Origin of the sequence: Campylobacter concisus (assembly GCF_003048775.2) — a bacterium.
GTDB classification, from domain to species: Bacteria; Campylobacterota; Campylobacteria; order Campylobacterales; family Campylobacteraceae; genus Campylobacter_A; species Campylobacter_A concisus_I.
This window is the reverse complement of sequence record NZ_CP049272.1, coordinates 21,583-33,757: the sequence shown is the minus strand read 5'-3', so window position 1 is coordinate 33,757 and position 12,175 is coordinate 21,583. Positions and strand designations below refer to the sequence as shown.

Sequence of the window (12,175 nt, the reverse complement as noted above, 5' to 3'; positions counted from 1 at the left end):
AATGAAAGGTGACTGCAATATAAAATTGTAGAAACATCGTAGTTTAGGTATTTATGGTGTCACGGGGGAGACTTGAACTCCCGACCTCCGGCTTATGAGACCAGCGCTCTAACCAGCTGAGCTACCGTGACACTTTAAAATAAGTTTCGGATTATATAATTTTTAAACTTATTTGTAGATAAAAACCATCTTTATCTACAAACACAAAGTAAAAGCACCAAGAATCAATAAAATGTCTATTTCACGAAATAATTTTGAGCTAGAGATTTATCCTCAGGTGTGATACTAAATTTCTCGCTATCGATGCTAACTTCAAATTTATTTTCTCTGCTTGCTTTTGTATAAGCCAATGCGAGCCTTGCAGCTAACTCTTTATCAGCTTTACTAGCATTTTTACTTATAAAACTAACAGCTCCCACGATGTCATCGCTCTCTTTAAAATTTACTTGGTCAAATTTATCATTTGGATGAGCCAAAAGTGCGTTATTATCGCTCTCGTCACGTCCTATTATCATTTTAGCACCATCTGGCAAGCGCAGATGCCTACCAAGCTTTAGCCACGTTACATCGATATCTCGCATCTCTTTGTCAAATTTCAAGTAGTCTTTTATCTTTACTGCAAAGCTCTCGATCGTTAGCAAACACCCACCTCCAGGCGTTGCAAAGTCCTCAAAGCCAAATTTCTTCGCCAAAGCAAGTTGCGGCTTTCTATCGCGTCCGCTTATGTCAAGTAGCTTCTCTCTATCGACCCAGCCCTCGCGCTCTGGTTTAGTTGGCGGCAAGAGCTTAGCGCACATCGGACGAAGCACAAGATCGTCCTCATCATCAGCTAGACGCTTAACCTGAAAGAGTGCGTCTCTGCGCTGACTCATCGGCCTTTGACCCACGACTTCGCCAGTGATGATGAAATTTGCATTTTCACTTTTTAGCATATTTAGAGCTGTTTTAAACATATATCCGTGGCAGTCGATGCAAGGGTTAAACTGCTTGCCGTAGCCGTATTTTGGGTTAAAAAGCACATCACGAAGATACTCGTTTCTCATATCAACCACTTTTAAGCTAGCTCCAGCCAAAGCTGCACGGCGTCTTAAAATTTCATGTTTTTCTTCGTCTACGCCAAATCCAGTATCCATATAAAGTGCGACCACTTCGATATTTTGATCGCTTATTAATTTCATTGAGAGCATGCTATCAAGCCCTCCGCTAAATAAAGCTAAAGCCTTCATTCTTATCCTGAAAGTAAAATTTAAAGCCTAAATTTACTAAATCTAGGCTTTTATGAAGTTTATTTAGCAGCGTTAATTACGATTTTTTTAATGACTTCGCTCGCGGCTTTTAGACTGCTAACTGGCAAATACTCGTAAATAGAGTGAAAGTTGTTTGCCCCTGTGAATAAATTTAGCGTTGGTACACCTTTTACAGATATCACAGCGCCGTCATATCCGCCTCGCATCGGCTTTATATTTGGCGTGATATTTAGCTCGTTAAAGGCATCTTTTGCTAGTTTTATCGGAAGTGAGCTTTCATCTTTTAAAAATTTAAAGACGTTTTCATAGCGTGTTTTTAGCGTAATCTCACAGCACTCACCATAAATTTTATTAAAAGAATTTGCCATATCGCTTAAAAACTCAAGCCTTTTTTGAAATTTCCCCTCGTCAAATTCTCTAATGTCGATCTTAAGCGTCGTTTTTGCGCTGTTTCCGCTAAGCTCTTTCACCCAGAAATAGCCCTCTTTGCCCTCGGTGCACTCTGGCACTTCGCCGCCTGGCAAAAGCGAGATAAATTTATGCGCAAGAAGTAGCGAATTTACAAGCTTGCCCTTTGCATTCATCGGATGAGCCGAAACGCCTTTAAAGACCATCGTGCAGTCAGCCGCGTTCCAGTTTTCATATATTAGCTCGCCTATCTCGCAGCAGTCTAGGCAGTAGCCAAAATCAGCTCCCAGCAAATTTACATCAAGTGCTTTTGCACCAAGCAAGCCCTGCTCTTCATCTGGCACGAAGCAGATCACGATCTTGCCGTGCTTAATCTCAGAATTTTGCATAAAATAGCTAGCCATATTTACGATACTTGCGATCGCCGCCTTATCATCAGCCCCAAGCAAGCTAGTGCCATCAGTCACGACTATGTCGTCACCAACGTATTTTTTAAGCTCTGGATTGTCGCTAAATTTTAGATAAATTCCCTGTTCTTCGTTTAGGCAGATGTCGCCACCTGTGTATTTTACTATCTTGGCTTTAGTATCATTTTTTTGCTCACTACTTGTATCTAAATGCCCAAAAAAGGCGATACTTGGAGCATTTTCGCAATTTGCAGGAATTTTTGCTATCAAGATAGCATTGTCTTGCAAAATGATATCTTTTATACCTAGCGAGCTGAGCTCATCTTTTAAAAAACGAGCCAGCTCATACTCGGTTGGATTAGAAGGCATGACGCCTTTTAATCCATTCTCTTTATTTGTTGTGGTGTTAAATTTTGTATAGTTTAAAAATCTCTCTACGATATCCATTTTTTATCCTTTTAGATGACAAAAAATGCAATCGCTACAACAGAGACAAACATACCTAAAAATGTTCTTTTAGCGATTTCAACTGGACTAACCATCGCAATACCTGCACAAACGATAGCAGCACCGGCAATCGGGGAAGCTGATCTACCTAAAGCACCAGCAATAGCTGCTGCCATACCAAGCTTATCTTGTTCAAAGCCAAGCGCAGCGGCGTTTGTTGTGACGGCTTCATTAAATGCAAATGTAGCAGCATCACCTGAACCTGTAACTATACCCATGATAAATGGCACAAATGTTCCGCCAAATTTAACGTAACTTTGATCTGTTTTTAGCCATGCGATGACCACATCAACGGCTCCACATGCCTTTAAACCAGCGACAAAGACACCAGCTGCGATTATGATACCCATAACATCGGCATAAGCGTGGCCCATTCCGTTAAAAAATTCTTTTGTGATCTTTTGCGGATTTGTAAGTGTAGCAAAGATAGCTATGATGGCACCTAGTATCATCGCCTCAGCAACGCCCATCTTTGTCCACGCAAGAAAGCTATAATCTTTTGCAAGGCTTGTTCCGCCAATAACCAAGATAACAAGTGGAACTAGAGGCATAATAGCGTAGATGAAATTTACTTTAAATAGTGGCTTCTCTTCGCTAGCAGCACTACTTTCAAGAGTGAAATTTGTATTTTTTTGATAGTCTTTAAGCAGTATCGCAACAATAACTAACGCGATCACTACGATAACAAGAGCAGTAAATGCACTTGGAATTTGTACTTTTATAACATCTTGAACTGTGTAGCCCTCAACCGTTTTTTTAACAAGATCAGCTACATAGACGTTGTGAGCCGATCCTGGGCTTAAGACTCCACCAAATGTCCCTGCAAAAACAGCAGCACCAGCCATAGCTGGGCGGATACCTGAGGCCATAAGGAGCGGTATAAGTGTCGCACCAACAGCAGCGGAGCATCCTGCAGCTGAAGGGATAGCGATATTTATAAAATAAGTTAGCACGGTTGTTGCGGGGATCAAGATAAAGCCTACATTTTTAAGTGGCTTTGTAAGAAGCGCAACAAGGTGCTTATCGCACATTGTATATTTCATAACAAAAGCAAAGCCCATACTCGCACAAATCGCTTTTATAAGCCCTGCTTTAGTCATATAGTCAGTAAAAGCGCTTAGTGCCCCCATCGGTTTTAGTGCGATTATACAAAGCACCAAACCAACACCTATTAGCACCGTTCTTGTCTCCTTTTTTAAGACTAGAAGTGCTACAACAGCCGCGATGCCAAGAATGGCAGCAATTAGCTTAAATGTTTCCATACCTCTCTCCTTGCTTAGATTTTAAATTTAGTTCCAACTTCTATTTTTTCTATCTCTTTTTGATACTCAAATTTTAAAATTTCACTATGTCCTATGACCTCAGCCTCGTTGTCCGCTATAAGCAGAGCCGTGCCCTCAGGCAGTGCGTAAATGGTCTCTTTTGGATTAGCTATTAAAAATTCCTCCAATCTCTCCTCCCTGCTCTCACCGTTATGACCTGCTAGCTTGCCACTTATGAAGTGCGGATTGATCTGATATGGGAAGATATTTAAGCTATCAAAGGACTTTGGCATGATGATAGGCATATCATTTGTCGTCATCATCGTCTTACCGGCGATATTTGCGCCAGCCGACCAACCAAAGTATTTTGCGCCATTTGCCACAGCTTCTTTTATAGGCTCAATCAAATTTAGCTTATAAAGCGTGTAAAGAAGCATAAAGGTATTTCCTCCGCCAACTGCGATACTTCTAGCATTTTTGATAGCAGAAATTTTATCTTCGTAGTGATGGATTGATTTTATATTGCTATTTTTTAATCTATCAATTACTTTTTGCTCATACTCGTCATTTGTTCGCCTAACTCCAGCGTAAGGGATAAATAAAATTTCTTCCTTGCCGCATTCACCTAAAAATTCCTTAACCCAGTTTTTGCAGTGCCTTAAATAGCCAGTATCTTGATAGCTTGAAGCGCTGATTAGTAAAGCATTTTTCATTTTTTCACTCCATTTAGTTTGTAAGCAGATCTTAGATAGACATCAACCCCAGCCACCAAGCACTCCTCATCAAAGTCAAATTTGCAGTTGTGATGGCCTGCTTTTAAATTTGTTCCTATCATCATATATCCGCTCTTTGCGCCCCTATCTTGCAAGGCTCTCATAAAATGAGCAAAATCTTCACAAGCACCAAAATCAAGCTCTTTTACGATCTTATCGTCATCTATAAATGGACTCTCTTTTGCTGCTTCATAGAAAATTTCAGTTACTTCTTTGTCGCTATCGGCTCCGCTTGTGCCACCAGTCATTACGACCTTACTCTCTACTCCGTAAATTTGGCTAACGCCTTTAACGATATCCATGCATCTTTCATACATAAAATCATTTAAATTTGTATCTTCACCCCTTGTTTCGCAAGCTATATAGCCATTTGGCGCGATGACGTTTCTGCCTTCACCTGCTTTTAAAACGCCTACGTTTATCCTAGTCACACCCTTTGCATGTCTTGTGATGCCATGCATGCTTAGTGCCATTTGAGATGCGGCCAAAAGAGCGTTTGCGCCGTCTTGAGGTGCACCTGCTGCATGAGCTGAACGACCGGTGATATGTACGTCAAATTTTGAAGTTGCAAGTAGCTTATTTGTTCCGCAGATGATGCCGCCGTTAGTTTTTGCTTGAAAGCCGATATGTCCGCCAAGTAGGTACTCTATACCATCAAGCACACCAGCAGCTTCCATAGCTACAGCTCCTCTTGTGCCCTCTTCTGCCGTTTGGAAGATAAATTTAAATTTGCCGTTAAACTCATCTAAATTTTCAGCTATAAGTTTTGCCACACCAAGACCTATTGACATGTGACCATCATGCCCACAAGCATGCGTGATACCAGCGATATCTGCACCAAAGCCCTCTTTGTAAGGTCTGTGAGTAGGCTCGTCGCTCTCTGTCACATCAACACTATCAATGTCAAATCTAAATGCTGTAAATTTACCAGGCCTTTTCGTATCTATAAAGGCAGTTAGGCCTGTTAAGCCATCTTTCATATAAGGAAGGTATTTTGCCTCTTCAGGGCTTAGGAGCTTTTTGGCTCTTTCTATTGCTTTTTCGCATTGCTCTTTTGAGCCAAGGCCAAGTCTTGCATCAGCTTTAACGACTTTGTCACCAAGGCTTATTTCATAACCAAGATCACTAAGCCTCTTTGCTAGTACGGCGGTTGTAAAAAATGTAAACCAGCCAGTCTCTGGATGCGAGTGAAAATACCTGCGATCCTTGATCAGCTCGTCTTTTAAAGAAAGAGCCAAATTTGCTATCTTATCCATAGGTTTCTCCTTATTCATTTGATAGTTTAATTAGTGCATTTGTTAAAATTTGTGTAGCTTTGAAAGCATCATCAAAATTTATAGCTTCTGCTATATTGTGACTGATGCCACCAATGCAAGGTATAAAAAGCATGCCAACGCTACTTGCAAGTTTTGTTAGATTCATCGCATCGTGTCCAGCTCCACTTGGCAAAGTAAGCGTTTTTATGCCAAGTTTAGCAGCCTCTTCACTTAGTAAATTTATAGCATGCTCACTAAGTTTTACTGGCTCATCACTACTTAGTTCTCTTATCTCATAACTAAATTTTAGCTCACCGCTTAGCTCTTTTATAAAATTTCTAAGCTCTAAATTTAGCTCTTCTAAGCTTACCTTATCAATATCTCTTAGATCAACTCCAAGCCTTGCCTCGCCTGGCACGACGTTTAAAACGCCTGGCTTTGCATGTGCGTAACCAACAGTAGCCACAGCTGTTTTTTTATTTTTAGCAAATTTATTGGCAGTGATTATGATGTGTGAAGCAGCTAGCAGCGCGTCACTACGCATATTCATTGGAGTTGCACCGCTGTGATCTGCCTTACCATGAATAATAATTTCAAATCTAATAGGAGCGGCGATACCACTTACTACGCCAACGCTTATGCCGCTTCGCTCAAGCACTGGGCCTTGTTCAATGTGAAGTTCTAAATATGAATGAAGTGAGTGTTCTTTTAAAATAGAATCATTTAAATTTTGTGGCTCAAGTCCAAATTTACTCATCGCTTCAAAGAGCGAGATACCATCTTCGTCTTTTAGCTCATGAAGCCTTTGTAAACCAAGTTTGCCGCTTATTATCTTGCTGCCAATGGTCGCTGTCTTAAACCTACTTGACTCTTCACAGCAAAAGTTAATTAACCAAAGCGGACGCTTTAGTTTAATGCCAGCTTCTTTTATCGAGGTTAAAGCTTCAAGTCCTGCCATGACACCAAGCGTGCCATCATAAAAGCCACCATTTGGCACACTGTCTATGTGAGAGCCCACACAAACTGGCTTCTCGTCTGACTCACAGCCATCATCATATATGGCAAAGATATTGCCAACATTGTCAATTTTAAGTTTAAAGCCATTTTCTTCTATTAAATTTATAAGAAAATTTCTAGCTTCCAAGTCTTCTTTGCTAAATGCAAGCCTTGTTAGCCCTCCACCTTTTAATGCTCCAAATCTGCTTATAGCATTAAAATTCGCCTCAAATCTTTTAAAATTTATCATAATAAATCCTTAAAAATAAAACTAATCTTAAAAACATTTATTACTTTGAACATTTTACATTTAGTTTTATGATTTAAAGCTGAATAAGTGTTAAATTTTGAAATCTAATTCTTTTGTAGTTTGTTGTGCAAGCCTTTAATGATCTCTGAAATTTTTTGCATTATTTCGATTTTATTTGGTTTTTGTGATTTTCTAGTATCTTCGCGAAACTTCTCATAGTATTTTAGCTTTAGCTTTAAAATGGCCTCTTTAAGGCTATCTTCGCTCAAAGCTACATTTGAGCTCTCATCAACATAAATTTCTCTAACAAGCACCGCATTATCTTCAATATTTGGCAATAAAACAGCTTGAAAATAATCTTTATGATGCAAGAAGAATTTCTCCTCAAGCTCGTTTAAAACAATAGCTTCGTAATTTTTATTTGCAAGCATACTCTTTAAAACGCTAAATTCCAAAATATCAGTTTTATCTTTTTTTTGAGCCGTTTGTTTATTTGTCGTTGCAGCATTTGTAAAATTTTGATCTTGTCTGTTTATATATCTTTGTCCATGAAGGCTAAAAGTATTTAGCTCTATTTTGAGTAAATTTGAAACTAGTAATTCGTAACTTTTTGCGATTATTGGCTTTAGAGAATTTGTAAATTCCACTATCTCTTCTAAACATTTTTGCTTTTGCACTGGGCGCGTAATATCATATTTTTTTACAACTTGCTCGATATAAAACTCACCAAGCTCAGTTCCAGAGCCAAACATCTCTTTTAGCTCGTCACTTCTGCCTGCAAAGACCATATCCGCAGGGTCTGCACCATCTTTTATAATGACAACGCTTCCATCTATTTCGTTTTGAACCAAAAGACGAGATGATTTTATAGCGGCATTTATACCAGCCGAGTCACCATCAAAACAAAGCACTACGCTTATCTCTCCTCTTTTTAAAAGTGGTAAGTGATTAGTCGTAAGCGCAGTCCCAAGCACGGCAACGGCGTTTGTAAAGCCAGCAAAGTGCAGCATGATAACATCTAAATATCCCTCTGTGATGATAATCTGCTTTTTTTCAAAAATGCTTTGTCTAGCTAAATGATAGCCGTAAAGCAGCTTTGACTTGTCAAAAACTATGCTTTGTGGAGAATTTACATATTTTGCAGGATGATCTGAGATCGTTCTACCGCCAAAGCCAACTAGTTTTGCCGTGTGCGCATATATGGGAAATGTAATACGCTCGATAAAACTAGCATAAATTCCCTTCTCGTTTTGCTTTACGATTCCAACTTCAAGCGCCTCTTTTGGTTCGATATTTTCATTTTGCAAAAGCCTAATGGTACTAGCACTATCCCCAGCCCAACCAAGCTCAAATTTCTCGATCATCGCGTCATTTATACCACGAGAATAGATATATCTCACAGCGGATTCATGCTTGAAAAATTCGCTCCTATAAAAAGCATTTGCCTTTTCTAAAATGTGCTTATTTTCTTTTTGTGTTGGGGCTTTATCGCTTGTGTATTCGAGGCTAAAATTTACAAGGCTAGCTATTCTTTCGATAGCTTCTGGATAGGTTAATTTCTCATAATCCATTACAAATTTGATCGCATCTCCGCCGGCCTTGCAAGCAAAACAGTGAAAAATTTGCTTACTTTGACTTATGCTCATACTAGGATTTCTATCGTCGTGAAATGGGCAGACACATTTGTAGTTTGCACCCATTTTTTTAACAGGCAAATAGTGCTCTATAATGTCAACGATATCGATTTGATTTTTGAGTTTTTCTATGGATTTTGGATCTATCATAAGCAAAATTATACAACCGCTTTGTTATAATTAAAGTAAAATTTTATTACAAAGTATGAGCGTGGATATTTTTTTCATTGGGCACAGAGATCCGATATTTAGCCTTATTATTTTATTTAGCATTATTTTGATGATAGCCGCATTAAGCTATGCTTGGGGTATCTTTTCAAGCAAAGATGAGAAAAAACGCATTGAAAAATTTATAAGAAAATTTGATAGCAAAGATGGCATAAGTAGCGAGCATAAACAGATGCTACAAAGCCCAGAGATAGACGCTCAAAGCCTTTGCATGCTAGGGCAAACTTTTGCTAAAAATGGTGATTTTGAAAAATCAATTAGTGTTTATCTCATAGCACTTGGCAAAGTTAGAGATAAAAATGAAAAAGAATTTATCCTAAATGAGCTTGGAGAGGTCTATTTTAAGGCTGGATTTTTAAAAAAAGCTAGCGAAGTCTTTGAAAAAGTGCTTGAACTAAGCCCAAGAAATGTACTTGCACTTCGCTTTTTAACGATGATAGATGAAAAACTTAAAAACTATAAAGAAGCCCTTTATGCGCTAAATTCTCTTGAAGAGCTTGGTGTAAATGTAAAAGATCAAAAGGCCTATATAAAGGCGATCAGTACGCTTGATGATAGAAATTTAAGCTTTAATGAAAAGGTAGAAATTCTCTCCCGTCTTAGCCAAAATTTTGAGCTTTTAAGACGTATGATCTTAGCACTTTTCATAAGGCACAATGAAAATTTAGAAAATTTAAAAGATTTTGCTCGTTTTGAAGATGTGATCGATCTGCTTTACAACCTAAAAACGCCTATAAATTTAAGCGATCCAAAGTACAAATCACTCTTTTACGCAAAGGGCGATATAGATGAGCTTTGCGAAATTTATGGCTTTGAGCTAAACGTCATCAAAAAACTAAAAGATGCTAAATTTGAGGCGGCTGGGCTAAGCTTTAACTACGTTTGTAAAAGCTGCAAAAACTCATTTCCGATGCACTTTTACCGCTGTCCAGTCTGCCACGAGCTAGGAAGTGTAAAAATTTTATCCCACATCACAGAAAAACCAAGTGAAGACAGTAACACTTTTTAGCGACGGCTCGTGCCTTGGAAACCCTGGAGCTGGCGGCTGGGCTTATATTTTGAGATTTAACGAAGCGCAGAAAAAAGAGAGTGGCGGCGAGGCATATACGACAAATAACCAAATGGAGCTAAAAGCTGCAATAATGGGGCTAAAAGCGCTAAAAGAGCCTTGCGAAGTGAGGCTCTTTACCGATAGCTCATACGTGGTAAATAGCATAAATGAGTGGCTTTCCAACTGGCAAAAGAGAAATTTTAAAAACGTAAAAAATGTCGAGCTTTGGCAGGAGTATTTAGAAATTTCAAAGCCTCACAAAGTCGTGGCAAGCTGGGTTAAGGGGCACGCTGGACACCCTGAAAACGAGGAGTGCGACCAGATGGCAAGAGATGAGGCATTAAAAATAAAAGATGAGAATGAAAGATGAAAATTTTAGAAGAATTTGAAAAGAATCTTGGATATAAATTTAAAAAAACTGAGCTTTTAGAAGAGGCGCTAACACACAAGAGCACCAAACAGGCGTTAAACAACGAAAGGCTTGAATTTTTGGGCGATGCGGTGATGGATCTGCTTGTGGCTGAGTATCTTTTTAAAAAATTTAGCAAGATCGCAGAGGGCGACATGAGTAAGCTAAGAGCCGCACTTGTAAATGAAAAAAGCTTTGCAAATATGGCAAGGCATCTAAAAATGGGTAAATTTTTAAGGCTAAGTACGGCTGAAGAGAACAATGGCGGACGTGAGAAAGATAGCATTTTAAGCGATGCATTTGAGGCTGTGATGGGCGCTATCTACCTTGAGGCTGGACTTGATAAAGTGCGAGAAATTTCGATCGCTCTGCTTGAACTTTGCTATCCACAGATCGACTTTGCACACCTCGAAAAGGACTACAAAACCGCTCTTCAAGAGGTCACTCAGGCTAATCTTGGTGTCATCCCGACATACGAACTCATCGGCACGTCAGGTCCTGATCACAAGAAAGAATTTGAGATAGCCTTGCTACTAAATGGCAAAGAAATTTCACGCGCCGTTGGCAGCTCTAAAAAGCAAGCCCAACAGCTTGCAGCAAAAATTGCACTAGAAAAAATCAAAAAATAGGAAAAATTTTGAATACATTTGGCAAAAAACTAACCTTAACAACCTTTGGTGAGAGCCACGGGGTGGCGATCGGTGGCGTGATAGACGGACTTCCAGCTGGACTAAAGATCAATGTAGATTTTATCCAAAGTGAGCTAGATAGACGCCGCCCTGGGCAAAGCAACTTTACAACCGCAAGAGATGAAGCCGATAAGATAGAAATTTTTAGCGGCGTCTTTGATGGCATGAGCACTGGCGCGCCAATAGGTTTTGCTATTTTTAATAACAACCAAAAATCAAACGACTATGAAAATTTACGTGAAATTTTCCGTCCAGGCCATGCTGATTTTACCTATTTTAAAAAATACGGCTTTAGAGATCATAGAGGCGGTGGACGCTCAAGCGCAAGAGAGACGGCTGTTAGAGTAGCTGGTGGGGCTTTTGCGCAGCTGCTTTTAAATGAGTTTAATATAGAAATTTTAAGCGGCGTGCTTGGCATCGGTAAAGTTTTTAGCGACAAAATAGACTTTAACTTTGCTAAAAATTCTCAAATTTATGCTCTTGGCAATGAAGAAGCGATTAAAGAAGTGATAAATAAAGCTAGAAGCGAGCACGATAGCATAGGAGCTGTGGTTTTAAGCGTGGCTAGAGGAGTGCCAGCTGGTCTTGGTGAGCCACTTTATGATAAGCTAGATAGCGCGTTAGCAGCGGCTTTGATGGGCATAAATGGTGTAAAGGCCGTTGAGATAGGTGCTGGCGTGAATGTAAGCTCTATGCTTGGCTCAGCAAACAATGACGAGATGGACGAGCTTGGCTTTTTGAGCAACAACGCTGGTGGCATACTTGGGGGCATAAGCAGTGGCGCTGAGATCGTGTTAAAGAGCCATTTTAAGCCGACGCCTTCGATATTTAAAGAACAAAAGACGCTAAATTTAGCTGGCGAAGTGGTAGACTTTGAGCTAAGAGGCAGGCATGATCCTTGTATAGGCATACGAGGAAGTGTCGTTGCAACCGCGATGATAAGGCTAGTTATCGCCGATATGTTGCTACTAAATGCTAGTACAAAGCTTGAAAATTTAAAGAAAATTTACAGCTAAATCTATAAAAATAAGTAAATTTAGTGGCCAAAAAAGCCACTA

Annotated in this window: 11 protein-coding genes and 1 tRNA gene; 4 read left to right on the top strand and 8 right to left on the bottom strand. The window is 39.5% G+C overall.

From position 1 onward, the window contains the following. Positions 1–54: 54 nt before the first annotated feature. The 8 genes from CVT17_RS00160 to dnaG all read right to left on the bottom strand — a co-directional run bounded on the left by CVT17_RS00160 (position 55) and on the right by dnaG (position 8,890). Positions 55–131, bottom strand: a tRNA-Met gene (locus CVT17_RS00160). A 105-nt stretch (positions 132–236) separates the two neighbouring features. Further along, a complete protein-coding gene (locus tag CVT17_RS00155; RefSeq protein WP_107769950.1) occupies positions 237–1,226 on the bottom strand; it encodes an argininosuccinate synthase domain-containing protein in 990 nt (329 codons plus the stop codon). Positions 1,227–1,285: 59 nt separating this feature from the next. Beyond that, positions 1,286–2,509 (bottom strand): peptidase T, encoded by a 1,224-nt coding sequence (pepT, locus tag CVT17_RS00150; RefSeq protein ID WP_107769951.1) that lies wholly within the window; start codon positions 2,507–2,509, stop codon positions 1,286–1,288. 11 nt (positions 2,510–2,520) lie between these two features. Beyond that, positions 2,521–3,831 (bottom strand): C4-dicarboxylate transporter DcuC, encoded by a 1,311-nt coding sequence (dcuC, locus tag CVT17_RS00145; protein ID WP_107769952.1) that lies wholly within the window; start codon positions 3,829–3,831, stop codon positions 2,521–2,523. A gap of 14 nt (positions 3,832–3,845) precedes the next feature. Beyond that, positions 3,846–4,544 carry a dipeptidase PepE gene (gene pepE, locus CVT17_RS00140; RefSeq protein ID WP_107769953.1) on the bottom strand — a complete coding sequence of 233 codons (699 nt, stop codon included), beginning with the start codon at positions 4,542–4,544 and terminating at the stop codon, positions 3,846–3,848. Continuing rightward, a complete protein-coding gene (locus CVT17_RS00135; RefSeq protein ID WP_107769954.1) occupies positions 4,541–5,860 on the bottom strand; it encodes an amidohydrolase in 1,320 nt (439 codons plus the stop codon). The genes pepE and CVT17_RS00135 overlap by 4 nt, the downstream gene beginning before the upstream one ends. Before the next feature lie 10 nt (positions 5,861–5,870). Then, positions 5,871–7,106, bottom strand: a complete 1,236-nt coding sequence (locus CVT17_RS00130) for a M20 family metallo-hydrolase (protein WP_107858832.1) — start codon at positions 7,104–7,106, stop codon at positions 5,871–5,873. Between the two features lie 104 nt (positions 7,107–7,210). Beyond that, on the bottom strand, positions 7,211–8,890 hold the full coding sequence (gene dnaG, locus CVT17_RS00125) for a DNA primase (RefSeq protein WP_107776002.1): 1,680 nt from the start codon (positions 8,888–8,890) through the stop codon (positions 7,211–7,213). Between the two features lie 55 nt (positions 8,891–8,945). Here dnaG and CVT17_RS00120 point away from each other — a divergent pair, with 55 nt between their 5' ends. From CVT17_RS00120 to aroC, 4 genes are read left to right on the top strand one after another with little or no spacing between them, the layout of a single operon-like run. Continuing rightward, a complete protein-coding gene (locus CVT17_RS00120) occupies positions 8,946–9,977 on the top strand; it encodes a tetratricopeptide repeat protein (RefSeq protein ID WP_223154529.1) in 1,032 nt (343 codons plus the stop codon). Continuing rightward, positions 9,955–10,389, top strand: a complete 435-nt coding sequence (rnhA, locus tag CVT17_RS00115; protein ID WP_107775684.1) for a ribonuclease HI — start codon at positions 9,955–9,957, stop codon at positions 10,387–10,389. Before CVT17_RS00120 ends, rnhA begins: the two co-directional genes overlap by 23 nt. Then, positions 10,386–11,057 (top strand): ribonuclease III, encoded by a 672-nt coding sequence (gene rnc / locus CVT17_RS00110; protein ID WP_107858833.1) that lies wholly within the window; start codon positions 10,386–10,388, stop codon positions 11,055–11,057. Before rnhA ends, rnc begins: the two co-directional genes overlap by 4 nt. An 8-nt stretch (positions 11,058–11,065) precedes the next feature. Continuing rightward, on the top strand, positions 11,066–12,133 hold the full coding sequence (gene aroC / locus CVT17_RS00105) for a chorismate synthase (protein ID WP_107858834.1): 1,068 nt from the start codon (positions 11,066–11,068) through the stop codon (positions 12,131–12,133). The last annotated feature ends 42 nt before the right edge of the window (positions 12,134–12,175 follow it).

What these genes read in the sequence shown, in the direction of transcription:
- CVT17_RS00155 (WP_107769950.1), bottom strand. Translation starts at nt 1,226, where the DNA reads ATGAAGGCTTTAGCTTTATTTAGCGGAGGGCTTGATAGCATGCTCTCA.
- pepT (WP_107769951.1), bottom strand. Translation starts at nt 2,509, where the DNA reads ATGGATATCGTAGAGAGATTTTTAAACTATACAAAATTTAACACCACA.
- dcuC (WP_107769952.1), bottom strand. Translation starts at nt 3,831, where the DNA reads ATGGAAACATTTAAGCTAATTGCTGCCATTCTTGGCATCGCGGCTGTT.
- pepE (WP_107769953.1), bottom strand. Translation starts at nt 4,544, where the DNA reads ATGAAAAATGCTTTACTAATCAGCGCTTCAAGCTATCAAGATACTGGC.
- CVT17_RS00135 (WP_107769954.1), bottom strand. Translation starts at nt 5,860, where the DNA reads ATGGATAAGATAGCAAATTTGGCTCTTTCTTTAAAAGACGAGCTGATC.
- CVT17_RS00130 (WP_107858832.1), bottom strand. Translation starts at nt 7,106, where the DNA reads ATGATAAATTTTAAAAGATTTGAGGCGAATTTTAATGCTATAAGCAGA.
- dnaG (WP_107776002.1), bottom strand. Translation starts at nt 8,890, where the DNA reads ATGATAGATCCAAAATCCATAGAAAAACTCAAAAATCAAATCGATATC.
- CVT17_RS00120 (WP_223154529.1), top strand. Translation starts at nt 8,946, where the DNA reads ATGAGCGTGGATATTTTTTTCATTGGGCACAGAGATCCGATATTTAGC.
- rnc (WP_107858833.1), top strand. Translation starts at nt 10,386, where the DNA reads ATGAAAATTTTAGAAGAATTTGAAAAGAATCTTGGATATAAATTTAAA.